Source organism: Pseudideonella sakaiensis, assembly GCF_048320135.1.
GTDB classification, from domain to species: Bacteria; Pseudomonadota; Gammaproteobacteria; order Burkholderiales; family Burkholderiaceae_C; genus Ideonella_A; species Ideonella_A sakaiensis_A.
Genome location: NZ_CP182947.1, coordinates 4,812,418 through 4,839,290 on the forward strand (window position 1 = coordinate 4,812,418; position 26,873 = coordinate 4,839,290).

Here is a 26,873-nt window from a genome sequence, read left to right on the forward strand (position 1 = left end):
CGCTCCGGAGGAATTCATGCAAGTCAGATTCAACGTGGTGATGGGTGCGGTGTTTGCGATGGCAGCCGCTGGCGCATCGGCACAGGACCTGGTCATCAAGATCGGCCACGTGGCGCCGACCAGCGGCGCGATTGCGCACCTTGGCAAGGACAACGAGAACGGCGCTCGCATGGCGATCGACGAGCTCAACGCCAAGGGCGTGATGATCGGCGGCAAGAAGGCGAAGTTCGAGCTGCTGGCAGAAGACGATGCCGGTGACCCGAAGCAGGGCACCGCTGCAGCGCAGAAGCTGGTCGATTCGAAAGTCAACGGTGTGATCGGCCACCTGAACTCGGGTACGACGATCCCGGCTTCGAAGCTGTACAGCGACGCCGGCATTCCGCAGATCTCGCCGTCGGCGACGAATCCGAAGTACACCCGCAACGGCTACAAGACCGCGTTCCGCGTCGTGGCCGATGACGTGCACCTCGGTGGCACGCTCGGCCGTTATGCGACCAAGCAGCTGAATGCTAAGACCGTTGCCGTTGTCGATGACCGCACCGCTTATGGACAGGGCGTCGCCGAGGAATTCGCGAAGGCCGTGAAGGCCTCGGGCGGGCAGGTGGTCGACCAGCAGTTCACGACCGACAAGGCAACCGACTTCACCGCGATCCTGACCGCGATCAAGTCGAAGAAGCCGGACATCGTCTTCTTCGGCGGCATGGACGCTGTGGCCGGCCCGATGCTGCGCCAGATGAAGCAGCTCGGCATCAAGGCCAAGTTCATGGGTGGTGACGGCATCTGCTCCGGCGAGCTGCCGAAGCTCGCCGCCGGCGCGATGGACGACAGCCAGGTCTACTGCGCCGAGGCTGGTGGCGTCGAGGGCTCCGAGAAGCCGGCACTCGACAAGTTCAAGGCCGACTACAAGAAGAAGTTCAATCAGGACGTCCAGATCTACGCGCCGTACGTCTACGACGCGCTGAACGTGATGGTTGCCGCAATGGTCAAGGCCAACTCGGCCGAGCCGGCGAAATACCTGCCCGAGCTGGCCAAGACCAATGGCTACAAGGGCGTCACCGGCACGATCGCATTCGACGAGAAGGGCGACATCAAGAACGGCGCGCTGACGCTGTACACCTACAAGGGTGGCAAGCGCGAACAACTCGCCGTGGTTCGCTGATCGGCTGCATCGATAGAGTCCGTCCTCGCGACGGATTCCGTCCATCGATCAAGGGCGCCTTCGGGCGCCCTTTTATTTGGGTTGGCAAAGCCGGCAAGCGGCCCGGAGAGGCCGTTGGCCGCTTGGAGGTGGTGACTTTTGTGGGAGGGGCTTCAGCCCCGATTCGGGCACTTGCACGACTGCGAATCGTCAGGCACACAGAGGCGAGAGCAAAGGCGCAGTCGGGCGGCCGCTTGCGCTTAGATGCTTGCCCTCGCGCCGGGCGCTCGGGTTCCCTGCGATGCTCGGTCTTGTGGCCCGTCGCGGAAACTCGCTGCACTCGCTTCGCTCGTTGCGCTCAGACAGTCCGCGACAAGCCAGTTGTTGATGCTCGCTGCGCTCGCGGGCCACAAGCCCTGCGCTTCTCGGCTGCGCATATGCGCGCCAGCAGCCACCCGCCCGCGCCTTTGCGGCAGCACCGAGGACTTCGACGAGGTTCACCAGCGTCACTGCGCGGCAGGCGGTGCCCGGGCGGGGCGATTTATGCGGCGGCGAGAAGCGGAGGTTCAGGGTCGGCGAGCGCAGCGAGCATCAACAAACATGCTCGCGGCGGTTGTCCGAGCGCAGTGAGCGCAGCGAACGTAGCGAGTTCCGCCGCGCGACCCTGGACCGAGCATCGCAGCGAAGTCCGAGCGCCAGCGAGGACCGCCGCATCATGAGCCACGACCGGGTGCCGCCTGCCGCGCCGCTCGGTCGTCGAATGCGACCCAGGCTTATTCCACCAGCCAGAATCGGGGCTGAAGCCCCTCCCACAAAGTCAGCCCAGCCAGCGAAATCAACGGCCGCCAAGGGCCGGAACAGACCTCAGGCCGTCACGACCGGAATCTTGCCGATCTTGGCCTGCCACTCCTTCGGGCCGGTGTTGTGCACCGAGGTGCCGGTCGAATCGACGGCGACGGTGACCGGCATGTCCTTGACGTCGAATTCGTAGATCGCTTCCATGCCGAGGTCCGCAAAGCCGACCACCTTGGCCTGCTTGACCGCTTTCGACACCAGGTAGGCGGCGCCGCCGACGGCCATCAGGTAGGCGCTCTTGTGCTTGCGGATCGCCTCGATGCCGGCCGGGCCGCGCTCGGCCTTGCCAATCATGCCGATCAACCCGGTCTGCGCGAGCATCATCTCGGTGAACTTGTCCATGCGCGTCGCGGTGGTCGGGCCGGCCGGGCCGACGACTTCGTCGCGCACCGGATCAACCGGGCCGACGTAGTAGATCACACGGTTCGTGAAATCGACCGGCAGTTTTTCGCCCTTGGCGAGCATGTCCTGGATGCGCTTGTGCGCGGCGTCGCGGCCGGTCAGCATCTTGCCCGACAGCAGCAACGTATCGCCGGGTTTCCATGAGGCAACCTGCTCGGGCGTCAGCGCATCGAGGTCGACCTTCTTCGACTTGTTGTAGTCGGGTGCCCAGTTCACGTCGGGCCACAGGTCGAGGCTCGGCGGCTCGAGGTAGGCCGGGCCGGAACCGTCGAGCACGAAGTGCGCGTGGCGCGTCGCCGCGCAGTTCGGGATCATTGCCACCGGCTTGCTCGCCGCATGGGTCGGGTACATCGAGATCTTCACGTCGAGCACCGTCGTCAGTCCGCCCAGCCCCTGCGCGCCGATGCCCAGTGCATTGATCTTGTCGCACAGTTCGATGCGCAGTTCCTCGGTCTTGTTCTGCGGGCCGCGCTGGCGCAGTTCGTACATGTCGATCGGGTCCATCAGCGATTCCTTGGCCATCAGCATCGCCTTTTCGGCGGTGCCGCCGATGCCGATGCCGAGCATGCCGGGTGGGCACCAGCCGGCGCCCATCGTCGGCACCGTCTTCATGACCCAGTCGACCAGGCTGTCGCTCGGGTTGAGCATCACGAACTTGCTCTTGTTCTCGCTGCCGCCACCCTTCGCGGCGATTTGCACGTCGACGGTATTGCCCGGCACCACCTTCATGTGGATCACCGCCGGCGTGTTGTCGGTGGTGTTCTTGCGCGCGAACTGCGGGTCGCCGACGATCGAAGCCCGCAGCGGGTTGTCACTGTTCAGATAACCGCGCCGAACGCCTTCGTTGATCGCATCCTCGAGACTGCCCGTGAAGCCATCGAAGCGCACGTCCATGCCGATCTCGATGAAGACATTGACGATGCCGGTGTCCTGGCAGATCGGCCGGCGGCCCTCGGCGCACATCTTCGAATTGGTCAGGATCTGCGCGATCGCATCCTTTGCCGCCGGGCTCTGCTCGTGCTCGTAGGCACGCGCCAGGTGGCTGATGTAGTCGGTCGGGTGGTAGTAGCTGATGTACTGCAGCGCAGCGGCCACGGATTCGATCAGGTCGGCTTCTTTGATGGTCGTCGTCATGGTCTGTTGGGCGTCGGGGCGGTAGGGGATTATCTCAGCACACCATGTCGCAGTCCGTGTTTTCCCGCGGGGCGTCCCGGCCGACCGCACGGTCTTGCGGCGGCAGTGGCTGACAGCGTGCCGGCAATCAGCAGGTATTTCCGCCCTGTTTTTCGGCTCATCGGCGGCAGCCGAATGCCGATACGCTTGCCATCAGACGCCGCTCGAGGCTGCAATCATGAATCCGAACGCCCTGAAGAACCGCCCCGTCAACCCGCAAGCTGCCGACATGGTGGAGTGGGAAGAGATGCCATCGTTTGTCGATACGCTGTCGCGCCGCCTGATCGTGCGCGGCGCGCGTGGTGGCGAGCGTGCGGATTTCCAGCAATCGTCGGTTTTTCCGCCTTGGGACAATACGATGCCCGCTGCGCTCGATCCGGCCCAGGAGCCGGCGCCGTTGCTGGAAACGGCAATCGGCGGTCTGGTCGCGCGCGAATTGCACGAGCCCGAGGTCTTCCGCTACTTCTTCGCCTGACGCGACGGCTTTCGCCGCCGCTGCAGGGCTCAGCAATCAGCGGCCGGCATCCAGCGCCGCTTCGCCGGGATCCTCGTCGAGGCAGGTCAAGGTCCGGATCGTCTGCATCAGGTGCATCGGGTTGACCGGTTTCGCCAGGTGCTCGTCGAATCCGGCCTGGCGAGCGGCGTCGATGTCCTGCGGGCGGGCAAAGGCCGTCAGCGCAATGCTTCTGACGTCGCCGAGCGGTGCCGGCTGGCGGCGCAGCCAACGCATGAATCCATAGCCGTCCTCGCCGGGCAGGCCGATGTCGCTGAGGATCAGATCGAAGCCGTCCTCGCGCACCAGCGCTTCGCGGGCCTGCGTCGTTTCCGCCACCGCAACAACGGTGGCGCCGGCTTCGGTCAGCATGCGTTCGAGAAACTCGCGTCCGGCCGCATCGTCCTCGATCAGCAGGATCCGCCCCTCGAACGGCTCGATGCTGGCCTCGGCCACCGCCCGTTCCGGCTCATCGACGATGCTGGTGGTGACCGGCAAATGGATCGTGAAGGTCGAACCCTGACCTTCGCCGGGGCTGTGCGCATCGACGCTGCCGCTGTGCAATTGCACCAGCTGGTGCACCAGCGCAAGCCCGAGTCCGAGCCCGCCAAAGCGCCGTGACGTCGACTGATCGGCCTGCCTGAAGCGATCGAACAGGAACGGCAGGTATTCGCTGCGAATGCCTTTGCCGGTATCGCGCACCGCGATCGAGACCATCTCGCCGTCGCGGCGGATCGTCACGTCGATGCTGCCGCCGGGCGGCGTGAACTTGACCGAGTTCGACAACAGGTTGGAGACGGCCTGCTGCAGCCGCTTCGAGTCGCCGCGCACCAGCGTGGTGCCTGCAGCATTGTCGACCGTCAGCGCAACGCGGGCGGCGGCAGCAGACGGCTGCACCAGATCGACCGCCGCATTGACCACACTCGCGACTTCGACCACCGACAGTTCGAGATGCAGCTTGCCGGTGGTGATCCGGCTCATGTCGAGCAGTTCCTCGACCAGTTCGTGCTGCGTGCGTGCGCTGCGCTCGATCACGTCGAGACCCTTTTGCAGCGCTGCCGGATCGGAAGTGCCCTTGAAGCGCAGGATGTGCAGCCAGCCGAGGATCGCGCTCAGCGGGGTGCGCAATTCGTGCGACAGCGTCGCGAGAAACTGGTCCTTGACCCGGCTCGCGCTCTCGGCCTCGCGCCGTGCCGTGCGTTCGCTTTCGAGCAGCGCGTCGCGCTGGCGCATCGCGCGCTGCGCCTCTGCATACAGGCGCGCATTGTCGACCGCGGCACTCGCCTGCCCGGCGATGCCTTTGGCCAGCCGCTCGGTCCGTTCGGTGAACATGCCGGGTTGTGGGTGACCGAAAAACAGTCCGCCGATGACGTCGCCGCGGCGTGAAATCACCGAAACCGCCAGATAGCTGCGCACCGGCAGGTGGCCCTTCGGCATCCCGTGGTGCGGAGCCCATTGCCCATAGCGCGGATCCTTGGTCACGTCGTCGATGCGGATCGCCGGCCCGCCCTGGAAGGTCGGCGCGAACATCGGTGTCGGCCGCGGATGGCCGAAATGCTCGAATGCGCTTTTCGGTGCGCCCGACAGCGTATACAGAAGGTAGGCCTCGCCCTGTTCGTCCTGGCCGTTGTAGAAGAAGGCGCCGAATGCCGCGCCGGTCAGTCGCGTGGCCGAATCGGTCACATCCTGCAGCAGGCGGTCGATGTCGAGTTCGCCGCCGATCAGCGTCGCGGTCTGGTTCAGGATCTCGAGCAGTTCGGTCTCGTTGGCGGCGGCCTGTTCGCGGCGCTTGCGTTCGGTGATGTCCTGCACCTCGATGATCGTGCCGATCGGTTGCCCCTCATCGCCGCGGATCGGGCTGGCGGTGAACGACACATCGTAGAACTGACCGTTCTTGTGCACGAACACCTCCTCGCCCTGCGTGCAGTTGCGCTCGGGGAAGGCGCGGTCGATCGGGCAATCCTCGAGGGGGTAATGCCGGCCGTCCGGATGCTTGTGGTGGATGACGTCGTGCAGCGGCCGCCCGGTCACCTCGTCGAGGCGATAGCCGGTCATCCGTTCGGCCGCCGGGTTCATGAAGACGCACTGCTGCCGCTCGTCCATGATGAACAGCGCAACGCTGGCGTTGTCGGTGATCGCTGTCAGCAGGCGGACTTTGTCTTGGAGCATGAATCCTAGAGTGCGACCTGGGCAACTGGTTCCTTGCCGCCAGGCAAACCGGTGGGCGCGGTGTCCGGACCTTCCGGCCGACGGTGCCGCGAGAAGCCGGGGATTATCCCCGAGCCGGCGCCAGCGTCAGCGCCGCTGCGCTGCCGATGTGGCTGTGCAATACAGGCTGTAACGAGTTGGTCCTGTCGATGTGGTTTCCACGATCGCAGCCGGAGCATGCAGCGACGAGAATCGCGGATTCTTTTCCGTAGTCGGAGTTTCCTCGATGAACAAGCGTCAAGCCACTTCAACCCTGCTTGCCGGCGCGCTGCTCGCCTGCTTCCCGCTGCTCGCGCAGGCGCAGGCCTATCCCAACAAGCCGGTCCGCCTCGTCGTGCCATTTGCCCCTGGCGGCACCACCGACCTGATCGCACGCATCATCGGTGAGCGCATGGGCACCGTGCTCGGCCAGACGGTCGTGATCGAGAACAAGGCTGGCGCCGGCGGCGCGATCGGCGCGGCCGAAGTCGTCAAGTCCGCACCCGACGGCTATACGCTGAGCATGGCGACGGTGTCGACGACGGCAGCAAATCCGGCGATCAATCCGAAGATTCCGTACGACCCGATCACCGATTTTGTGCCGATCATCAACATCGCGGCAACGCCGAACGTGATTGCGGTGCACCCGAGCTTCCCGGCCAGCGACTACAAGGGATTCCTCGAGCAGTTGAAGAAGAACCCGGGCAAGTTCAGCTATGCCAGCTCCGGCACCGGTGGCATCGGCCACCTGCAGACCGAGTTGTTCAAGAGCCTGAGCGGCGTCTTCATGACCCACATCCCGTACCGTGGCGCAGGCCCGGCACTGAACGACGTCGTCGCCGGCCAGGTGCCGGTGCTGTTCGACAACCTGCCGTCGGCGCTGCCGTTCATCAAGGACAAGCGGCTGGTGCCGATGGTCGTCGCTGCGCCGCAGCGCGTCGCCGCGCTGCCCGACGTGCCGACCTTCAAGGAAGTCGGCCTCGAGCCGGTTAACCGGATGGCGTATTACGGGCTGCTGGCGCCGAAGGGCACGCCGAAGGAAATCGTCGACAAGCTCAATGCGGCGGCGCGTACCGCGCTGGCCGATCCGACCGTGAAGTCGCGCATCGAGGCGACCGGATCGATCATCGTCGGCAACACCCCGGCCGAATTCGGCGAGCAGATCAAGGCCGAACTGGCGGTCTACAAGCAGGTCGTCGCGAAGCAGGGCCTGAAACTCGACTGATCGACAGTGCAGCCGTCGGGGGCCTGCGCTCCCGGCTGCGACGCAGCGCCTCGGCGCTGCCGATCCGAAAAATCGCCGCCTCCGGGCGGCCTTTTTTTGCCCATTCTTCGCCCATTCGGGTTGAGCGGCGTTCAGGCTTCCTACAATGCCGCGACGTTCCACTCTCGTTAGCCGCCCGACGCATGAACCTGCTCGCGACGATAGTGCTGCTGCCGCTGCTGCTCGGCACGACGTTGTGTTTCTGGAGCGGGCAACGCAATACGCCGGGCCGGCGCCGCCTGACCGCATGGCTGGCCGGTGCGGTAACGGCCGCCGCGCTGCTGATTCTTCTCAGCCAGGCCCCTGCGGTATTCGGTGGCGCGACGCTGCTGACGCAGACCGACTGGATCCCGGCGATCGGCCTCGATCTCGATTTCCGCCTCGACGGCCTGTCGCTGCTGTTCGCCGGGCTGATCAGCGGCATCGGCCTGCTGATCATCCTGTATGCCGCGTATTACCTCGGCAAGGACGACCCGGCCGGCAAGTTCTTCACCCAGCTGATGTTGTTCATGGCGGCGATGCTCGGCGTCGCACTGTCCGACAACCTGTTGCTGCTGCTCGTTTTCTGGGAGCTGACCAGCGTCTCGTCGTTCCTGCTGATCGGCTACTGGGGGCACAAGGCCGAATCGCGGGCCGGCGCACGGATGGCACTGGCCGTCACCGGTGGTGGCGGGCTGGTGATGCTGGCCGGATTCCTCGTGCTCGGCCAGATCTCCGGCACCTACCAGGTGTCGGAGATGGCTGCGATGGCCGGCCAGATCCAGGCCGATCCGCGTTATCCGCTGGCGCTGGTGCTGATCCTGATCGGCTGCTTCACGAAAAGCGCGCAGTGGCCGTTCCATTTCTGGCTGCCCGAGGCGATGGCCGCACCGACACCGGTCTCGGCCTACCTGCATTCGGCGACGATGGTGAAGGCCGGCATCTTCCTGCTGGCGCGGCTGTACCCGGTGCTCGGCGGCAGCGGCCTGTTCGAGGCGATCGTCGCCAGCGTCGGCCTGATCACGATGGTGTTCGCCGCCTATGTCGCGATCTTCCGCCATGACATCAAGAGCCTGCTCGCCTATTCGACGATCAGCCACCTCGGCCTGATCGTCTTCCTGATCGGCCTGGCGTCGCCGTTGTCGGCGGTCGCCGCGATCTTCCACCTGATGAACCATGCGGCGTTCAAGTGCGCATTGTTCATGTCGGCCGGCATCGTCGACCATGAAACCGGCACCCGCGACATGCGCAAGCTTGGCGGGCTCGCGAAATTCATGCCGTGGACAGCGAGCATCGCGTTCATCGGGGCTGCCGCCATGGCCGGCGTGCCGCTGACCAACGGCTTCATCTCGAAGGAGATGTTCCTGACCGAGGCGGTCGAGGCGCAGTCGCATTTCGCATTCGGCGTGCTGGTGCCGCTGGCTGCAGCGGCTGGCAGCATCTTCTCGTTCGCCTATGCGCTGCGTTACGTCCACGATGTCTTCCTCGGCCCGGCATCGGGCAAGATGCCGAGCAACGAGCCGCACGAGGCGCCGTTCTGGATGCGCGCGCCGGCCAGCCTGCTGGTGGTGGTCTGCCTCGTCGTCGGCCTGCTGCCGGCACTGACCTTCGGCCCGATGGTGCATCTGGCGGCGACCGCACTGCTCGGCGCACCGCTGCCGGAATACCACCTGTCGCTGTGGCACGGCTTCAACCTGCCGCTGCTGCTGAGCGCACTGGCGATCGGCGGCGGCTTCGTGCTGTACTGGGCGCTGCAGCGCCATTACCGGCTGCACCGGCACGAGCCTGGTGCCTGGACCGCGAAGCGGCTGTTCGAGACTGCGGTCGACCGACTGTTCGGATTCTCCGGCCGGATTACCCAGCTGGTCGAAAACGGCTCGCTGCAGCGTTATGCAGCCTGGCTGATCGGCAGCGCGATCGTGCTGGCCTTGTGGCCGTTTTTGGGCGGCCAGGGCAGCGGGCTCGGTGGCGGCGATCGGGTACTGTGGGAAGCGCCGCTGCTCGCCTGGGTCGTCTGGGCACTGCTGCTGGCCGCCTGTGCCGCGCTGGTGCTCGGCCACCGCGACCGTTTTCTGGCCGTCGTGCTGACCGGTCTCGTCGGTCTGGTCGCCTCGCTCGGTTTTGTCGCGTTTTCCGCGCCCGACCTCGCGCTGACCCAGCTGACCGTCGACGTGGTCTCGGTCGTGCTGCTGCTGATGGGACTGGCGCTGCTGCCACCGTACAGCCCGGTCGAGTCGAGCGTTCGGCGGCGCTGGCGTGATGCGACGCTGGCGACCGCCGGCGGCGCCGGCGTCGGCTGGCTGGCCTGGCTGATGCTGACGCGCGACCATCAATCGATCGCCTGGTATTTTCTCGACAACGCGGTGCCCGGCGGCGGTGGCGCCAACGTCGTCAACGTGATCCTGGTCGACTTCCGCGGCTACGACACCTTCGGCGAGATCACCGTGCTGGCGATCGCCGCGGTCGGTGTGCTCGCGCTGCTCGACGGCATGCGGGTACGCCGCCCGCTGGCCGATGCCGAAGGCCGGGTCTGGACCTTTGCGCAAGAGCCGCTGATGTTGCGCATCGTCGCCCAGCTGATCCTGCCGCTGGCGCTGCTGGTCACCGTGCACATCTTCTGGCGTGGCCACAACCTGCCGGGCGGCGGCTTCATCGCCGGGCTGATCACCGCGGTTGCGCTGGTGCTGCAGTATGTCGCGCAGGGGCAGGGCCGTGCCGAAGCGCTGCTGCACGGCCAGGCCGGCCGGCGCTTCACGCGCTGGGCCGGCGGCGGCCTGGCGATCGCCGGGCTGACCGGCATCGGCGCCTTCTTCTTCGGCCATCCGTTCCTGACCAGCGCAAGCGGCCATCCGGTGGTGCCGCTGCTCGGTGAACTGCCGCTGGCCACCGCGGCCTTGTTCGACCTCGGTGTCTATGTCACGGTGGTCGGGGCGACGATGCTGATGTTGTCGGCGCTCGCAGCGGCCAGCAGCGAGCCGCCGGTATCACCGAAGATGCGCAAATGAATGGTCCCGCCGTCCGTCGCCGCCGGCAATGCCGCCGCGCAGGCAATCTGATCGGAGTTGTTCGATGAGCATGGAATTTCTCGTCGCCAGCGGCATCGGCCTGGTGACCGCCTGCGGCATCTACCTGCTGCTTCGCGGGCGCACCTTTACCGTCGTGCTCGGCCTGACGCTGCTTGGCTATGCGGTCAATTTCTTCATTTTCGCGATGGGCCGGCTGTGGCCCGATGCGCAACCGATCCTCAGCGAAGGGCCGTTGTTTGCCGATCCGCTGCCGCAGGCGCTGGTGCTGACGGCGATCGTGATCGGCTTTGCGACGACCGGCTTCGTGATCGAACTGGCGCTGCGCAGCCGGCATGAGAGTGGCGGCAACGACCACGTCGACGGATCGCGCGAGGCTGCGCGCCGGCGCGGCCGGCCGGGGCAGTCCTGATGGTGCTCGATTTCATCGCCGAACACCTGCCGGTGCTGCCGGTGCTGCTGCCGGCATTCACCGCGATGCTGCTGCTGGTGCTCGGCGACAGCGGCAGCGATACCCATGGTGGTCACGGTCTGCGCCGGCTGCGCCTGGCCCGGCCGATCTCGATCGCGTCAGCAACACTCGGCCTGGTCTGGGCGGCGCGGCTCGCGCTCGAGGCCGATGCCGGCGTGCTGCAGGTCTACCGGGTCGGCGACTGGCCGGCGCCGTTCGGCATCGTGCTGGTGATCGACCGGCTGTCGGCAATGATGCTGCTGCTGTGTTCGACGATTGCGCTGCCGGTGCTGGTGTATGCGAGCGGCGGCTGGGACAGCCATGGCCGGCACTTCCACCCGATGTTCCAGTTCCAGCTGCTGGGCCTGAACGGTGCCTTCGTGACCGGCGACCTGTTCAACCTGTTCGTCTTCTTCGAGGTGCTGCTGGTCGCCTCGTATGTGCTGATGCTGCACGGCCAGGGCCGCACGCGGTTTCGCGTCGGCGTGCACTATGTCGTGCTGAACCTCGCTGCGTCGTCGCTGTTCCTGATCGGCGTTGCGCTGATTTATGCGTTGACCGGCACGCTGAACCTGGCGGATCTGGCGATGCGGGTGCCGCTGGTGACCGGTCCGGAAGCGGCGGTGCTGCAGGTGGCGGCGCTGGTGCTGCTGGTCGTGTTCGGCTTCAAGGCCGCGATGGTGCCGCTGTCGATGTGGCTGCCAGCCACCTATGCGGCGGCGACCGCACCGGTGGCTGCGCTGTTCGCGATCATGACCAAGGTCGGTGTCTATGCAATCCTGCGCGTGCATGGCGTCGTTTTCGGCGCCGATGCGGCAAGCACCGATTGGTCGATCGGGCCGGTGCTGCTGCCGCTGGCGTTGGCGACCAGCGTGCTCGGCGTTTTCGGCGCGCTCGCCGCACACACGCTGCCGCGGCTCGTTGCCTGGCTGACCGTCGTCTCGGTCGGCACCGTGTTGTCCGGCATCGGGCTGTTCAGCGTCGATGCCTGGGCGGCGGCGCTGTTCTACCTCGTCAACAGCACGCTGGTGATCGCCGGCCTGTTCCTGCTGGCCGAACTGGTGGCCGCGCAGCGCGGCGTCGTCGGTGGCCGGCTGCGGCCGGCGTCGCAGGTCGCGCAACCGCAGCTGCTCGGGCTGATGCTGCTGCTCGCAGCGGCCTCGGTGGCCGGCCTGCCGCCGCTGCCAGGCTTCATCGGCAAGCTGATGATCCTCGACGCCGCCTACGATTCGGCGTCGGTCGTCGCGGTCTGGGTCGTCGTGCTCGGCGTCGGGCTGCTGACATTGATCGGCGTCGCGCGTGCCGGTGCGATCCTGTTCTGGAGCGCCCGCGACGATCTGGTCGCCGATATCCAGTCCGGCGCCAGCCCGCGGCTGCTGGCGGCGACGCTTGTGCTGCTGTCGGGCAGCGTCGTGATGACGATGGCGGCTGCACCGCTGCAGGCCTATATGGCCGATGCGGCGCGGCAGCTGGTCGACCGCGAGGCGTATGCTCGAGCAGTGATCGGAGAGCGTGATGGCCGCGTGCCCGATACCACCCGCCCGTACCGCGGCAGCGCCAACGGCGTCGGCCCGGCGGGCCACTCGACCGAGGTCAAGCAATGAGCGGCAACGCAGACAAGCGGCTGGCCAGCCAGCGCCGTCGTCGCTGGTTCACCCACCCGACGCTGACCGTGACGATCGCGATCGGCTGGCTGCTGCTGCAGCACTCGCTGGCGCTGCCGCAGCTGATCACCGCCGTCGTGCTCGGCTTCTGGCTGCCGTGGCTGATCGATGCGTTCCTCGACCCGGTGGTGCGGCCGCGCAATCCGAAGGTGATGCTGCGGCTGCTCGGCATCGTCGTGCGCGACATCGTCGAATCGAACCTGACAGTGGCGCGGCTGGTGCTGAGCCCGTCGGCGAATCCGCAGCCCGGCTGGCTGCGCGTGCCGATGGACATCCACCACCCGGTCGGGCAGTTGCTGCTGGGCAGCATCATCACCAACACCCCCGGCACCGTGACCTGCAAGATCGACGAGGATGCACAGGAAATCTATGTCCACGTGCTCGATTGCGGCGATCCCGACGAGTTGATCGCCCACATCAAGCAGCGTTATGAAAAGCCGTTGATGGAGATCCTCGAATGATCATCGAATGGGCACTGAATTTTGCGCTGCTGGCGATCGCGTTGTCGATGCTGCTCGGCGGCTGGCGGCTGCTGCGTGGCCCCGACTCCTGCGATCGGGTGCTGGCGATCGACACGCTCTACATCAACGTCGTCGCGTTGCTGGTGCTGCTCGGCATCCAGCAGCGCAGCAACCTGATGTTCGAGGTCGCGCTTGTGATCGCGATGCTCGGCTTCGTTTCCACCGTCGCACTGGCTCGCTTCCTGAGCCGTGGCGACGTCATCGGCTGAGGTTCGTGATGGAAGAGCTTTCGATGTGGATCCAGATCCCGGTCGCCGTGCTGCTTGTCGTCGGCGGCCTGTTCAGCCTGATCGGCGCGATCGGCATGGTGCGTTTTCCCGACTTCTACATGCGCCTGCATGCGCCGACCAAGGCAACGACGCTCGGCGTCGGCGGCATCGTCTTTGCCAGTTTCATTTTCGGTTTCGGCAATGGCGACTTCGCCGCTCGCGAGCTGATGATCATGGCCTTCCTGTTCGTCACCGCGCCGGTTTCAGCCAACCTGATCGCGAAGGCCGGCCTGCACCTGCGGGTGCAGGCGAAGGCCGAGCCGCCCGAGGAACTGCCTCACCATTAGGCTCAGTCGTGTGGCTGGTCCTTGTTGTGCGCATGCGGGCGCCACAGCAGCCAGACCAGCCCGAAGCCGACCAGTGCGCCGACAATTGCCAGCACGCTCAGGCCGACGACCAGCGGTGCACCGGCGGACTGGATCGACGACCAGATGCCGGCCAGGAATCCCGGTTGGGTCAGCAATTCCTCGGCCTGCCGCTCGATGCGCAGCGCAGCGCCCTTGTCGCCGGAGTCGCCGAGGATGAACTGGCCAAGCTTGTAGGCTGCCCAGTAGATCGGCGGGAAGGTCAGCGGATTCGAGACCAGCGTCGCCGCCGCGGCGATCGCCACATTGGCGCGCAGCACGATCGCCAAGCCGACCGCGAAGACGAATTGCGCGATCGGCAGCATGAAGCCGAAAAACACGCCGATCGCCACCGCCATCGCAACGCTTTGCCGGTCGGTCAGCCACAGTCGGTCGTTGTCGAAGTGGTGCGCGAGCGGGCGCAGCCATCGCTGGCCGCGCAATTGTTCGCGGGTTGGCAACCAGCGTTTCATCACGAGCGGCTGCAAGGCGCCGACGGCAGCGTCAGTGTTTTGCCGATGAATTGATCATCAGCTTGTCGGTCGCGGCGATTGCCAGCGCCGACAACAGGAAGGTCACATGTATCAACGTCTGCCACATCAGGACCTTGTCGGTGTAATTGTCGGCATTGATGAAGGTCTTCAGCAGGTGGATCGAACTGATGCCGATGATCGCCGTCGCGAGCTTGACCTTCAGCACCGACGCATTCACGTGATTGAGCCATTCGGGCTGGTCCGGGTGTGTTTGTAGATTCATCCGCGAGACGAAGGTTTCATAGCCGCCGACGATGACCATGATCAGCAAGTTGCTGATCATCACGACATCGATCAGCGCCAGCACGACGAGCATGATCACTGTTTCGTTCAGCGCGGTGACCGCCACATCGGTGCGGTAGCCGATGCTGTCGACGAGTTTCTGCAACGCGACCTCGCTGCCGAACGCAGCCTCTACCAGATGAACGAGTTCGACCCAGAAGTGGAATACATAGACGATCTGCGCGAGGATCAGCCCCAGGTAAAGCGGAAGCTGCAGCCAGCGGCTGGCGAAGATGAGGGTCGGAATGGTGCCGAGCTTGACTTGCTGGTTCGGTTCTAGGTGCGGGGACATGGGGTGCAGCAGGCGCGTTATTCGGGAAATCACGGATGGCCCGGATTGTAGGTGGCCGGCTATCAAGCCTAAGGCGACGCTGAACAAGTCCTCGCGGATGAGCGCGCCTTGGTTTCGGATGGGCTGCAAGGCGCAAACCGCAGCCATAGCCCGAGCTATGGCGAGGATTTGCAACGCCGCAGACCGCCGAAAGCAAGGATGCGATCGCCGTGGGGGACTTGTTCAGCGTTGCCCAAAGCTGCCGGGTTTTGCAGTAAGCGATTCGTAAGAGCGGTTTTCTATCGTCCGGAGATCCCGGATTGAAACAGTTCAATACATAGGAGGCCCCGATGACAGAACACAAGATCTACCCCCCGCCGGCTGAGTTGGCTGCGTCGGCGCATGTGTCAGGCATGGAGGCCTACAACAAGCTGTGCGCCGAGGCAGACGCGGACTACGAAGGCTACTGGGCGCGGCTGGCGCGCGAATTCGTCAGCTGGAAGAAGCCGTTCGAGCAGGTGCTCGACAGCAGCAACGCGCCTTTCTTCAAATGGTTTGCCGACGGCAAGCTCAATGTCTCGTACAACTGCCTCGACCGCCAGGTCGAGGCCGGCCTCGGCGACAAGACCGCGATCATCTTCGAAGCCGACGACGGCAAGGTCACGCGCGTCAGCTACAAGGACCTGCTGGCCCGCACCGCGCGGATGGCCAATGCGCTGAAGGAATGCGGTGTCAAGAAGGGCGACCGGGTCGTCATCTACATCTCGATGTCGATCGAGGGCATCGTCGCGATGCAGGCCTGCGCCCGCATCGGCGCGACCCATTCGGTCGTCTTCGGCGGTTTTTCGGCGCAAAGCCTGCGTGATCGCATCGAAGGTGCCGGCGCGGTGATGGTGATCACCGCCGACGAGCAGTTGCGCGGCGGCAAGAAGCTGCCGCTGAAGGCGATCGTCGACGAGGCGCTCGGCATGGGCGGCTGCGATTCGGTGAAAAACGTCGTCGTCTACAAGCGCACCGGCGGCGATATCGCGTGGAACGACGACCGCGACCGCTGGATGCACGAGCTGACCGCGGCGGCGTCGGACAGCTGCGAGCCGGAGTGGGTCGAGGCCGAACATCCGCTGTTCCTGCTCTACACGTCGGGCTCGACCGGCAAGCCGAAGGGCGTGCAGCACTCGAGCGGCGGCTATCTGCTGCATGCGGCGCTGACGACGAAGTGGACCTTCGACCTGAAACCCGACGACATCTTCTGGTGCACCGCCGATATCGGCTGGGTCACCGGCCACACCTACATTGCTTATGGGCCGCTGGCACTGGGCGCCACCGAAATCGTCTTCGAAGGGGTGCCGACCTATCCGGACGCCGGACGCTTCTGGAAGATGGTCGAGGCACACCGCTGCACGGTGTTCTATACCGCGCCGACAGCCATCCGCTCGCTGATCAAGGCGGCCGAGAGCAACGAGGCGGTGCATCCGAAAAACTACGACCTCGGCTCGCTGCGCATCCTCGGTTCGGTCGGTGAGCCGATCAATCCGGCCGCCTGGGAGTGGTACCACAAGAATATCGGCGGCGGACGCTGCCCGATCGTCGACACCTTCTGGCAGACAGAGACCGGCGGCCACATGATCACGCCGCTGCCGGGCGCCACGCCGCTGGTGCCGGGCTCGTGCACGCTGCCGTTCCCCGGCATCATGGCCGCGGTGGTCGACGAGACCGGCAAGGACGTGCCGAACGGGCAGGGCGGCATCCTGGTCGTGAAGAAGCCGTGGCCGAGCATGATCCGCACGATCTGGGGCGACCCCGAGCGTTTCAAGACCAGCTACTACCCAGCCGATTTCCAGGGTCGTTACTACCTCGCCGGCGACGGCGCGATCCGTGACGAAAAGACCGGTTATTTCACGATCACCGGCCGCATCGACGACGTGCTGAATGTTTCCGGGCACCGGATGGGAACGATGGAGATCGAGTCGGCACTCGTCAGCTGCACCGAGCTGGTCGCCGAGGCGGCGGTTGTCGGCCGGCCCGACGACACCACCGGCGAAGCAATCTGCGCCTTCGTCGTGCTGAAGCGGCCACGGCCGACCGGCGACGAGGCCAAGCAGATTGCGAAGCAGTTGCGCGACTGGGTCGGCCGCGAGATCGGTCCGATTGCCAAGCCGAAGGACATCCGGTTTGGTGACAACCTGCCGAAGACCCGATCCGGCAAGATCATGCGACGCTTGTTGCGTTCGGTTGCAAAGAATGAGCCGGTGACGCAGGACACCAGCACGCTCGAGAATCCGGCAATCCTCGAGCAGCTCGGGCAGGCGTATTAGGCCCCCCCAGGGGGGCCGAGCCCGGACACAAAAGGTCCGGTAGACCTTTTGTGCCTGGTGAGGGGCCGCTGTGCTCGGCGCGGCCTGCAAGGCACGCCAGTGGCCCGGCGGAGCATGATCCACGGCGTCTGCTTGATCTACGGCGCTGCACAGCGAAGCTCCCGCAGGCGAACAACAAAAAGCCCCGCGAGCGGGGCCTTTTGCTTCAGGGAGTGAAGCGCTTATTTGACCGTCAGGATCCAGCGCACCAGGTCTTTTGCCTCGGCATCGCTGACTTGCGGATTGGCCGGCATCGGCACCGGGCCCCAGGTGCCCGAGCCACCCTTCAGGATCTTCTGCGACAACACATCGACCGCATCCTTCTGGGCGCCGTATTTCGATGCGATGTCCTTGAACGACGGGCCGACCAGCTTCTTGTCGGCAGCATGGCAGGCCATGCAGTTCTTCTTGCTCGCCAGCTCCTGGCTGGCGGACGCGGCGAGGGAGGCAGCGGCCAGCGCGCAGCCGACGACCGTCAGACGGAGAACCGTTTTCATGCAGCTTCTTCCTTCATTGAGAGCCCAGGGTTTGGGCTATATTGGTTCGTACAGAACCCTCAACGAATATTAACCGGATGCCGTTGACCCGCTGCCGGGTCGGGCCTTCGTACCTTTTGATACCGATCGACGCTGCGACGCGCAAAGGCTGGCCATGTACCTCGTGATTCTCGGGCTGCTGCTGCTGACCCTGAAATGGATGGAAATCGGCACGGTGGCCGACTGGCCCTGGTATGGCGTGTTGTCGCCATTTGCCGGCGCGGTCGTATGGTGGGCCTGGGCCGATGCCACCGGCTACTACAAGCGGCGCGAGATGCGCAAGCTCGAGGAAAAACAGGCGAAGCGGCGCGAGCGCTCGATGGAGGCGCTCGGCACCGGCACCCGGCGCCGGCGATGAGATCGGCACCCGCCGACGACTGGCTGCGCCCGCAGTGGCAGCAGGCCGGCGTCGACGCATTGATGACCAGCCGCAACGGCGGCGTCGGCAAACCGCCGTTTGACAGCTTCAATCTGCGCCGCGGCATCGGTGACGACGATGACGGCGCGGTCGCCGCCAACCTGCAAACGCTGCGCGCCTTGATGCCGGCCGAGCCGGTCTGGCTCGACCAGGTGCACGGCAACCGGGTCGTGAGGCTGACCGCCGCCGACGCTCAGCCGGGCCGGGCTCAGCCGCAGGCCGATGCAAGCGTCTGCACCGAGCCTGGCATTGCCTGCGTGGTTCAGGTGGCCGATTGCCTGCCGGTGCTGATGGCCGCTGGCGGCCGCGGGGTTGCCGCTGCCCATGCCGGATGGCGCGGCCTTGCCGGCGGCGTGCTCGAGGCGACGATAACGGCCTTGTGTGAGGCAGCCGACTGCCGGCCTGGCGACATCGAAGCCTGGCTTGGCGCCTGCATCGGCCCACAGCAGTTCGAGGTCGGCGCTGATGTGCTGGCCGCATTCGGCGCCGATGCGGAAGACCGGCGAGGCCGTTTCCGGCCGCGCGGCCCCGCCGCCCCAGGCAAATGGCTGGCCGACCTGCCGGGCCTGGCCGAAGACAGGTTGCGCGCTGCCGGCGTCGGCCGGATCAGCAGTGCGGGCCTGTGCACCGTCGAGTCATCTTCACGTTTCTTTTCCTACCGGCGCGACCGCGTCACCGGACGGATGGCCGCCGGCATCTGGCTCACCGGCTGAACTGTCCACGGCAGCTTCGCGCTTGCGCCGGGCGCGGGCGCGCATCGGGGTACCCATCAGGTACATCAGCAGCGAGACTGGCAGCACGCCATAGAGGACAATCGTCACCAGCGCACCCAGCCAGGTGCCCGACGGGCTCGCCAGTTCTGCGGCCGCCATCATCATGACGACATAGATCCAACCGATGGCCACCAAATACATGCCGTATCCTGTAACGTGAGCATTGCGCAATCGCAGACCCATCGTACGCAGGTTTGCCGTCCGTCGCGGGCGGCGTGGCCGATGACCTCAGGGTTTGCACCAGGGAAACGAGGAAGCAGATGACAGACAAGGCCCCTTCGCTTGCTGCAGCCATGCCGGACGTCGAAAAGACGAGCAAGGCATTTGCCGACCTGATGAAGTCGGTGGAAGGTTTCAATGTGCCGCTGCCGGTACTCGGTGAAATCCAGGCCGACTATCTGAAACAGGCGACAGAACTGTGGAACCGCTCCCTGTCCAGCCTCCAGGGCGGCGGCGACGCCGGCGCGGTGTCGCTGAAGGATCGCCGTTTCTCGGCACCTGCGTGGAACGAAAACCCGCAGGCCGCGTTCACCGCGCAGATGTACCTGCTGAATGCGCGCACGTTGTTGCAGATGGCTGACGAGGTGCAGGGCGACCAGAAGACGCGCGAACGGATCCGCTTCGCCGTGTCGCAATGGGTCGATGCCGCCGCGCCGAGCAACTACCTCGCGCTCAATCCCGAGGCCCTGCGCCGCGCGATCGACAGCAAGGGCGAAAGCCTGGCCAACGGCGTGCAGCAGCTGCTGCACGACATCCGCCAGGGTCATGTCTCGCAGACCGACGAGTCGGTATTCGAGGTCGGCCGCAATGTCGCGACCAGCGAAGGCTCGGTGGTGTTCGAGAACGAGCTGTTCCAGCTGATCGAATACAAGCCGCTGACGCCGCAGGTGCACGAGACGCCGATGCTGTTCGTGCCGCCGTGCATCAACAAGTTCTACATCCTCGACCTGCAGCCGGAGAACTCGCTGATCCGCTACACGGTCGAGCAGGGGCATCGGCTGTTCGTCGTCAGCTGGCGCAATGCCGACAAGAGCATGTCCGACGTGACCTGGGACCAGTACATCGAGGACGCAGCGATCAAGGCGATCGACGTGGTCCGCGAGATCAGCGGTTCGAAGAAGGTCAATACGCTCGGCTTCTGCGTTGGCGGCACGATCCTGTCGACCGCGCTGGCGGTGCTCGCGGCGCGTGGCGAACAGCCGGCTGCCAGCGTCACCCTGCTGACCACGCTGCTCGATTTCAGCAGCACCGGCATCCTCGACATCTTCATCGACGAGGCGATGGTGCAGATGCGCGAGATGACGCTCGGCCCTGCCAGCCCGGCCGGCGGTGGTCTGCTGAAGGGCAAGGAGCTGGCGTCGACCTTCAGTTTCCTGCGTCCGAACGAACTGGTCTGGAACTATGTCGTCGGCAACTACCTGAAGGGCGAGACGCCGCCGGCGTTCGACCTGCTGTACTGGAACAGCGACAGCACGAATCTGCCGGGGCCGATGTACTGCTGGTACCTGCGCAACACCTACCTCGAGAACAAGCTCGGCAAGCCGGGCGAGACGGTGGTCTGCGGCGAGTCGGTCGATCTCGGCAAGATCGCATCGCCGGCCTATGTCTATGCCTCGCGCGAAGACCACATCGTGCCGTGGCAGAGTGCCTACCGCTCGACGCAGATCCTGAAGGGCAAGACACGCTTCGTGATGGGTGCGTCAGGCCACATCGCCGGCGTCATCAACCCGCCGAAGAAGGGCAAGCGAAGCCACTGGATCGGCAAGAGCGCCGCGTTGCCAGCGGATCCGGAGAAGTGGCTGGAGAGCGCCATCGAGAAGCCCGGCAGCTGGTGGACCGACTGGGCCGAATGGCTGCAAGGCCATGCCGGCAAGTCGATTCCGGCGCCGAAGACGCCGGGCAACCGACAATACAAACCGATCGAGCCGGCTCCTGGCCGGTATGTCAAGCAGAAGGCCTGATTCGCCGGCCAGATCCCGCAAGTGCGAAATTAGCAAAAGGAGAGTTCCATGTCCGATATCGTGATCGTCGCCGCCACCCGCACCGCAGTCGGCAAGTTCGGCGGCAGCCTGGCCAAGATTCCCGCACCCGAGCTCGGCGCTGCGGTGGTAGCCGAACTGCTGAAGCGCAGCGGCGTCAGTGGCGAGCAGATCGGCGAGGTCATCCTCGGCCAGGTGCTGCAGGCCGGTGTCGGCCAGAACCCGGCCCGCCAGGCAGTGATCAAGGGTGGTTTGCCGCAAGGCGTGCCGGCACTGACGATCAATGCCGTCTGCGGCTCCGGCCTGAAGGCAGTGATGCTCGCCGCGCAGGCGATCCGCGATGGCGACAGCGAGATCATCATCGCCGGCGGCCAGGAGAGCATGAGCATGAGCCCGCACGTGCTGATGGGCTCGCGCGACGGCCAGCGCATGGGCGACTGGAAGATGATCGACACGATGATCAACGACGGCCTGCTCGACGTCTACAACCGCTATCACATGGGCATCACCGCCGAAAACGTCGCGAAGAAATACGGCATCACCCGCGGCGACCAGGACGGCATGGCGTTGGCCTCGCAGCAGAAGGCCGCGGCCGCGCAGGACGCCGGCAAGTTCAAGGACGAAATCGTTCCGTTCAGCATCCCGCAGCGCAAGGGCGACCCGGTCGTCTTCTCGGCCGACGAGTTCATCAACCGCAAGACCAGCCAGGAAGGCCTGAGCGGCCTGCGCCCGGCCTTCGACAAGGAAGGCAGCGTGACCGCCGGCAATGCGTCGGGCCTGAACGACGGTGCCGCCGCGGTGATGGTGATGACCGCGAAGAAGGCCGAGTCGCTCGGCCTGAAGCCGATGGCGCGCATCGCCAGCTATGCGACGACCGCGCTCGACCCGGCCTTCATGGGCATGGGCCCGGTCACCGCGTCGCAGCGCGCGCTGCAGCGCGCCGGCTGGAAGGCCGCCGACCTCGACCTGATGGAAATCAACGAGGCCTTTGCCGCGCAGGCCTGTGCGGTCAACAAGGAAATGGGCTGGGATACCTCGAAGATCAACGTCAACGGCGGCGCGATCGCGATCGGCCACCCGATCGGCGCATCCGGCTGCCGCATCCTGGTCTCGTTGTTGCATGAGATGCAGCGCCGCGACGCGAAGAAGGGCCTGGCCTCGCTGTGCATCGGCGGCGGCATGGGTGTCGCATTGGCCGTCGAACGCTGAACGACGTCTTTTCCCTCGGCTGACGGCGCGCATCAGCGCGCCAGGCCGCAGCGGAGACCCAATCAGCGGACGCCATTGGCCGGAAGGCGGATGGCGTCCGCATGCTTTTTGCATCGATCCGGAGCAATTCATGACGAAGAAGTTGGCCTATGTCACCGGCGGTATGGGCGGCATCGGCACCGCGATGTGCCAGCGCCTGCACCAGGATGGTTTCAAGGTCATCGCTGGTTGCGGCCCGAGCCGTGACCACGAGAAATGGCTCGGCGAGCAGGCCGCCCAGGGGTACCAGTTCATCGTCTCGGTCGGCAATGTCGGCGACTGGGATTCGACGGTGGCCGCATTCGAGAAGGTGAAGGCCGAACACGGCCCGGTCGACGTGCTGGTCAACAACGCCGGCATCACCCGCGACGGCATGTTCCGCAAGATGAGCCGCAGCGACTGGCACGAGGTCATCGAAACCAACCTGACCAGCCTGTTCAATGTCACCAAGCAGGTGATCGACGACATGTGCGACCGCGGCTGGGGCCGCATCATCAACATCAGTTCGGTCAACGGCGAAAAGGGCCAGTTCGGCCAGACCAACTATTCGGCTGCAAAAGCCGGCATGCACGGCTTCACGATGGCGCTGGCCCAGGAAGTCGCGAACAAGGGCGTGACCGTCAACACCGTCAGCCCCGGCTATATCGCGACCGACATGGTGAAGGCGATCCGCCAGGACGTGCTCGACAAGATCGTCGCCGGCATCCCGGTCAAGCGCCTCGGCACGCCGCAGGACATCGCCTCGATGGTCTCGTGGCTCGCCTCCGAAGAATCCGGCTTTGCCACCGGCGCCGATTTTTCGGTGAATGGTGGGCTGCACATGGGTTAGCGCCCGGACCTGAATTTTGTGGGAGGGGCTTCAGCCCCGATTCAGGCTCGGGGCATGCGAAAAGATCGGGGCTGAAGCCCCTCCTACGGCAACGCAAGGTTGCCGGTCGTCAACCCCTTCGCCACCTCCCGCAACGCCTCCCACGACCCGTCGCGCGGCTGCAGCACCGTCGCATCCCGGTACCCCGCAAAATTGCGCTCGATCGAGCGCAGGTAGATCGGGTCGTAATGCAGCAGCAGCAGTTCACGGACCACGTCCTCGACCGCACCGGAGCGGGCCGCAGCCTGCCAGCGGTCGATCACGTCGCTGCCGCGCAGTTCGCGCAACGCATCGAGCCGTTCGCAAAACGCCTCGATGTCGGCAACGAAGAAGTCGTAATCGGCCATCAGCAGCGCGACCCTTGCGTCAACCGACAGATCGATCCGCCAGCACGGTGACTGCCTGATAGCATCGATCAGCGCATCGGGCACGCGCAACGCGCCGACCTTCTTGCTTTCGCTCTCGACCCAAACCGGCCGGCCCGGATCGAAGCGGCGCAGCTGGTCCCAGACCCGTGTGTCGAAGGCTTTCTGGCTCGGTTGCACCACGCCTGGCACCAATCCCAGCACCGAACCGCGATGCTCTGCAATGGCCTCCAGGTCGAGCACCTGTTCGCCAGCCCCCTGCAGGACCTGCAGCAGCCGGCTCTTCCCCGAGCCGGTCGTGCCACACAGCACCTGGTAGCGCAGCGTCGGCGCCAACTCGTCGAGCGAGGTGACGAGCGCGCGGCGCAGGCCCTGGTAGCCGCCTTCGACCAGATCGACCTTGAAGCCGATCTGGTCGAGCACCAGCGCCAGCGATCCGCTGCGCTTGCCGCCGCGCCAGCAATAGACGAGTGGCCGCCAGTCGCGGCCGGCATCGCCGAGTTCGCGTTCAATGTGGTCGGCGATATTGCGCGCCGACAACGCCGCCCCGCGCTTGCGCGCGGCAAACGGCGACACCTGCTTGTATTCGGTGCCGACGATGTGCCGCTGTTCGTCGTTCAGGGTCGGCCAGTTGACTGCGCCGGGCAGCCGATCGAGTGCAAATTCGCTCTCCGAGCGTGCATCGATGATGCGGTCGTAGCCGTCGAGGCTGCGCAGCGCATGTTCGGGTGACACGGAGTTGACCGACACCGCTTGCCTCTAGCGCCCGCTGATCACGTCGAGCAGTTCCGATTCGATCTCGAGTTGCGAGCGGTTGCGTTGCAGTGCATCGCCGTCGATCAGGAAGGTGTCCTCGACGCGCTCGCCGAGCGTCGTGATCTTCGCCAGGTGCAGGTTGATCTTGTGTTTTGCGAGCACGCGTGCGATCGAATACAGCAGCCCGGAGCGGTCGCTGGTCGACACCGTCAGCAGCCAGCGCTGTGCGCGCTCGTCGGGCCGCAGCGTGACCCGCGGCGTGATCGGGAAGGACTTGACGCGCCGCGAGACGCGGCCCTGGCTCGGCGCCGGCAGCGGGCCGGCGGCCTTGATCGCCGCGGCGAGCTGCGTCTCGACGAGCAGGATCAGGTCGCGGTAGTGCTGATAGCGCTCGGCGAGCAGCGGGCTCGTCACCTGGAAGGTGTCGATCGCATAGCCGTCGCGGCTGGTGTGCACCTTGGCATCGAGAATGTCGAAACTGCCGGTATCGAAATAGCCGCAGATCCGCGCGAACAGGTCGGTGAAATGCGGCGGCGCGTAAACCATCACCTGCAGCCCTTCGCCGACCGACGACAGCCGGGCAACGACGATCGGCTCGGTCGCAGCAAGGCGGCCCTCCAGGCTGCGTGCATGCCAGGCAATGTCGCTGGCTTCATGGCGCGAGAAATAACGCGTATCGAGCTTGGCCCACAGCGGCTGTTCGATGCCGTCGGGCAGGCTCAGCAGGTTCAGCAGCCGCCGCGCCTCCTGTTTGCGTGCGCTGGCCTGCGCATCCTGGTTCGGCAACGCGCCGCCGAGCGCGCGCAGCGCCAGGTGGTACAGGTCCTCGAGCAGCTTGCCTTTCCACGCATTCCAGACCTTCGGGCTGGTGCCGCGGATATCGGCAACCGTCAGCAGATAAAGCGCGGTCAGATTCGCCGGGTTGCCGACGCGGTCGGCAAACCTGCGAATCACGTCCGGATCGGACAGGTCTTCCTTCTGCGCGACCCGCGACATCGTCAGGTGTTCACGGACCAGAAATTCGATGATCGCGCAGTCTTCCTTCGCGATGGCGTGGTCGCGGCAGAAGCGCCGCACCTCGACCGCGCCGAGCTCGGAATGGTCGCCGCCGCGGCCCTTCGCGACGTCGTGGAACAGTGCCGCGACGTACAGGATCCACGGCTTGTCCCAGCCGGCGGCAAGCTGCGAGCAGAACGGGTATTCGTGTGCGTGTTCGGCAATGAAGAAGCGCCGGATATTGCGCAGCACCATCAGGATGTGCTGGTCGACCGTATAGACGTGGAACAGGTCGTGCTGCATCTGCCCGACGATGCGGCGGAACACCCACAGGTAGCGGCCGAGCACCGAGGTCTGGTTCATCAGCCGGAACGCGTGGGTCTGCCCCTCGGGTTCGAGCAGGATCTTCATGAATGTCGCCCGGTTCACCGGGTCGTGCCGGAATTCGGCATTCATCAGATCACGCGCGTTGTACAGCGCACGCAGCGTGCGCGCCGACAGTCCCTTCGTCGCAACCGTCTGCTGGAAAACGAGGAAGGTCTCGAGGATGGCGTGCGGATCGCGTTCGTACAGATCGTCGCTGACCACTTCGAGCATGCCGCCGCGTTCGAGGAACTTCTCGTTGATCGGCCGCATCGGCGCGTCCTGCGAGCCGTTGATGCGCTCCTCGATGTTCAGCATCAGGATCTGGTTCAACTGGGTCACTGCTTTCGCGGCCCAGTAGTAACGCTTCATCAGCACTTCGGAGGTGCGCTGGCCCGGCGTTGCGAGCAGGCCGAAACTTTCGGCCACTGCGGTCTGCAGGTCGAAGACCAACCGGTCCTCGCGGCGGTTCGCGATGATGTGCAGCCGGGCGCGGATCAATCTCAGCACGCCTTCGTTGCGCTGCAGCTGGCGGCATTCAAACGGCGTGATCAGGCCGTTGCCGGTCAGCTCGCGCCAGGTGCGGCCGAGACCGGCGGCACGTGCAACCCAGATCAGCACCTGCAGGTCGCGCAGGCCGCCCGGGCTTTCCTTGCAGTTCGGCTCCAGCGAATACGGCGTGTCCTCGTATTTGAGGTGGCGCTGCTGCATCTCCAGCGTCTTCGCACGCAGGAAGGCGGCCGGGTCGACCGCGCTCAGCGTCGAGTGGCGGAAATGCGCATAAACGCGGCGCGTGCCGCACAGGTAACGCGACTCGAGCATCGCGGTCTGCACCGTGATGTCGCGCTGCGCCTCCTCGACACAATCGGCAACGGTGCGCACGCTGGAGCCGATCTCCAGCCCGATGTCCCAGCACGAGGTGATGAAGCGCTCGATCGCCGGCGTCAGGTCGCCAACCGTCGGCACCGAGACGCCGGCGACCGACGGCACCGGCGACGGCAGCAGCAGCAGCACGTCGATGTCGGAGAACGGGTACAACTCGCCGCGTCCGTAACCACCGACCGCGACCAGCGCGGCCTGGTCGGTCATGCCGGCGAGTTTCCACAACTGCAGCAGCGCCTTGTCGACATGCGCGGCGAGTTGCCGGATCAGATAACCAGCGGCGCGGGTCGTCGGCCGGCCGCGCGTGAAATGGTCGAGCAGCGCCTGCTTGCCCTGGCGGAACTGGTTGCGCAGGCCGGCGATGTCGACCGCGTCGATGACCGGCAGCTTCGGGCCGTCGAGCACCGCATCCGGCGCCGGATCCTCGAACGGCAGCAGGTTGGCGCGGGTGGTGGCGTCGTCGGCGATCGTCATCGGCGCAGGCCG

The 26,873-nt window shown here is 65.5% G+C and carries 23 protein-coding genes; 15 read left to right on the plus strand and 8 right to left on the minus strand.

Translation table 11 applies throughout. The annotated features are described in order from the left end of the window. Nucleotides 1-16: 16 nt before the first annotated feature. Nucleotides 17-1,159 carry a branched-chain amino acid ABC transporter substrate-binding protein gene (locus ACNH6H_RS22095; protein ID WP_418320438.1) on the plus strand — a complete coding sequence of 381 codons (1,143 nt, stop codon included), beginning with the start codon at nt 17-19 and terminating at the stop codon, nt 1,157-1,159. A gap of 843 nt (nt 1,160-2,002) precedes the next feature. On the opposite strand, the gene ACNH6H_RS22100 is transcribed toward ACNH6H_RS22095, so the two are convergent. Further along, nucleotides 2,003-3,529, minus strand: a complete 1,527-nt coding sequence (locus tag ACNH6H_RS22100) for a fumarate hydratase (protein ID WP_418320439.1) — start codon at nt 3,527-3,529, stop codon at nt 2,003-2,005. 217 nt (nt 3,530-3,746) lie between these two features. On the opposite strand from ACNH6H_RS22100, the gene ACNH6H_RS22105 reads away from it, so the two are divergent. Beyond that, the gene (locus tag ACNH6H_RS22105) at nt 3,747-4,043 is read left to right on the plus strand and encodes a hypothetical protein (protein ID WP_418320440.1); all 297 of its coding nucleotides are present in this window, start codon (nt 3,747-3,749) and stop codon (nt 4,041-4,043) included. A gap of 36 nt (nt 4,044-4,079) precedes the next feature. Here ACNH6H_RS22105 and ACNH6H_RS22110 read toward each other — a convergent pair whose 3' ends face one another. After that, a complete protein-coding gene (locus ACNH6H_RS22110) occupies nt 4,080-6,230 on the minus strand; it encodes an ATP-binding protein (protein WP_418320441.1) in 2,151 nt (716 codons plus the stop codon). A gap of 265 nt (nt 6,231-6,495) precedes the next feature. Between ACNH6H_RS22110 and ACNH6H_RS22115 the strand changes: the two genes are divergently transcribed. The 7 genes from ACNH6H_RS22115 to ACNH6H_RS22145 all read left to right on the plus strand — a co-directional run bounded on the left by ACNH6H_RS22115 (nt 6,496) and on the right by ACNH6H_RS22145 (nt 13,706). Further along, nucleotides 6,496-7,473: a tripartite tricarboxylate transporter substrate binding protein BugE gene (locus ACNH6H_RS22115; protein ID WP_418320442.1), complete on the plus strand. Its 978-nt coding sequence runs from the start codon at nt 6,496-6,498 to the stop codon at nt 7,471-7,473. 182 nt (nt 7,474-7,655) lie between these two features. After that, nucleotides 7,656-10,496, plus strand: a complete 2,841-nt coding sequence (locus ACNH6H_RS22120; RefSeq protein ID WP_418320443.1) for a monovalent cation/H+ antiporter subunit A — start codon at nt 7,656-7,658, stop codon at nt 10,494-10,496. Between the two features lie 64 nt (nt 10,497-10,560). Further along, nucleotides 10,561-10,926: a Na+/H+ antiporter subunit C gene (locus ACNH6H_RS22125; RefSeq protein ID WP_418320444.1), complete on the plus strand. Its 366-nt coding sequence runs from the start codon at nt 10,561-10,563 to the stop codon at nt 10,924-10,926. Continuing rightward, nucleotides 10,926-12,569, plus strand: a complete 1,644-nt coding sequence (locus tag ACNH6H_RS22130) for a monovalent cation/H+ antiporter subunit D (RefSeq protein ID WP_418320445.1) — start codon at nt 10,926-10,928, stop codon at nt 12,567-12,569. The genes ACNH6H_RS22125 and ACNH6H_RS22130 overlap by 1 nt, the downstream gene beginning before the upstream one ends. Then, nucleotides 12,566-13,090 (plus strand): Na+/H+ antiporter subunit E, encoded by a 525-nt coding sequence (locus ACNH6H_RS22135; protein WP_418320446.1) that lies wholly within the window; start codon nt 12,566-12,568, stop codon nt 13,088-13,090. Before ACNH6H_RS22130 ends, ACNH6H_RS22135 begins: the two co-directional genes overlap by 4 nt. Further along, on the plus strand, nt 13,087-13,359 hold the full coding sequence (locus ACNH6H_RS22140) for a K+/H+ antiporter subunit F (RefSeq protein ID WP_418320447.1): 273 nt from the start codon (nt 13,087-13,089) through the stop codon (nt 13,357-13,359). The genes ACNH6H_RS22135 and ACNH6H_RS22140 overlap by 4 nt, the downstream gene beginning before the upstream one ends. A 23-nt stretch (nt 13,360-13,382) precedes the next feature. Further along, entirely contained in the window at nt 13,383-13,706 is a 324-nt protein-coding gene (locus tag ACNH6H_RS22145; protein ID WP_418320448.1) for a Na+/H+ antiporter subunit G, read from the plus strand. 2 nt (nt 13,707-13,708) lie between these two features. On the opposite strand, the gene ACNH6H_RS22150 is transcribed toward ACNH6H_RS22145, so the two are convergent. Beyond that, nucleotides 13,709-14,236: a DUF2062 domain-containing protein gene (locus ACNH6H_RS22150; protein WP_418320449.1), complete on the minus strand. Its 528-nt coding sequence runs from the start codon at nt 14,234-14,236 to the stop codon at nt 13,709-13,711. A 31-nt stretch (nt 14,237-14,267) separates the two neighbouring features. Further along, a complete protein-coding gene (locus ACNH6H_RS22155; protein ID WP_418321451.1) occupies nt 14,268-14,870 on the minus strand; it encodes a TIGR00645 family protein in 603 nt (200 codons plus the stop codon). A 329-nt stretch (nt 14,871-15,199) separates the two neighbouring features. Here ACNH6H_RS22155 and acs point away from each other — a divergent pair, with 329 nt between their 5' ends. Continuing rightward, nucleotides 15,200-17,164: an acetate--CoA ligase gene (gene acs, locus ACNH6H_RS22160; protein ID WP_418320450.1), complete on the plus strand. Its 1,965-nt coding sequence runs from the start codon at nt 15,200-15,202 to the stop codon at nt 17,162-17,164. A gap of 221 nt (nt 17,165-17,385) precedes the next feature. Here the strand turns inward: acs and ACNH6H_RS22165 are convergent, their stop codons facing one another. Then, complete coding sequence (locus ACNH6H_RS22165; RefSeq protein WP_418320451.1) at nt 17,386-17,700, minus strand: c-type cytochrome; 315 nt, start codon at nt 17,698-17,700, stop codon at nt 17,386-17,388. A 154-nt stretch (nt 17,701-17,854) separates the two neighbouring features. On the opposite strand from ACNH6H_RS22165, the gene ACNH6H_RS22170 reads away from it, so the two are divergent. Continuing rightward, the gene (locus ACNH6H_RS22170; RefSeq protein ID WP_418320452.1) at nt 17,855-18,097 is read left to right on the plus strand and encodes a TIGR04438 family Trp-rich protein; all 243 of its coding nucleotides are present in this window, start codon (nt 17,855-17,857) and stop codon (nt 18,095-18,097) included. Continuing rightward, a complete protein-coding gene (gene pgeF, locus ACNH6H_RS22175; protein WP_418320453.1) occupies nt 18,094-18,870 on the plus strand; it encodes a peptidoglycan editing factor PgeF in 777 nt (258 codons plus the stop codon). Before ACNH6H_RS22170 ends, pgeF begins: the two co-directional genes overlap by 4 nt. On the opposite strand, the gene ACNH6H_RS22180 is transcribed toward pgeF, so the two are convergent. Next, the gene (locus tag ACNH6H_RS22180; protein WP_418320454.1) at nt 18,799-19,071 is read right to left on the minus strand and encodes a hypothetical protein; all 273 of its coding nucleotides are present in this window, start codon (nt 19,069-19,071) and stop codon (nt 18,799-18,801) included. The genes pgeF and ACNH6H_RS22180 overlap by 72 nt on opposite strands. A 119-nt stretch (nt 19,072-19,190) precedes the next feature. Between ACNH6H_RS22180 and phaC the strand changes: the two genes are divergently transcribed. From phaC to phbB, 3 genes are all read left to right on the plus strand, one after another. Continuing rightward, on the plus strand, nt 19,191-20,891 hold the full coding sequence (gene phaC, locus ACNH6H_RS22185; RefSeq protein WP_418320455.1) for a class I poly(R)-hydroxyalkanoic acid synthase: 1,701 nt from the start codon (nt 19,191-19,193) through the stop codon (nt 20,889-20,891). A 48-nt stretch (nt 20,892-20,939) separates the two neighbouring features. Next, on the plus strand, nt 20,940-22,118 hold the full coding sequence (locus tag ACNH6H_RS22190; protein WP_418320456.1) for an acetyl-CoA C-acetyltransferase: 1,179 nt from the start codon (nt 20,940-20,942) through the stop codon (nt 22,116-22,118). 130 nt (nt 22,119-22,248) lie between these two features. Continuing rightward, nucleotides 22,249-22,986 carry an acetoacetyl-CoA reductase gene (gene phbB / locus ACNH6H_RS22195; RefSeq protein WP_418320457.1) on the plus strand — a complete coding sequence of 246 codons (738 nt, stop codon included), beginning with the start codon at nt 22,249-22,251 and terminating at the stop codon, nt 22,984-22,986. Nucleotides 22,987-23,069: 83 nt separating this feature from the next. On the opposite strand, the gene mnmH is transcribed toward phbB, so the two are convergent. Next, the gene (mnmH, locus tag ACNH6H_RS22200) at nt 23,070-24,140 is read right to left on the minus strand and encodes a tRNA 2-selenouridine(34) synthase MnmH (RefSeq protein WP_418320458.1); all 1,071 of its coding nucleotides are present in this window, start codon (nt 24,138-24,140) and stop codon (nt 23,070-23,072) included. Between the two features lie 9 nt (nt 24,141-24,149). After that, nucleotides 24,150-26,861 carry a [protein-PII] uridylyltransferase gene (locus ACNH6H_RS22205; RefSeq protein WP_418320459.1) on the minus strand — a complete coding sequence of 904 codons (2,712 nt, stop codon included), beginning with the start codon at nt 26,859-26,861 and terminating at the stop codon, nt 24,150-24,152. Nucleotides 26,862-26,873 lie beyond the last annotated feature (12 nt).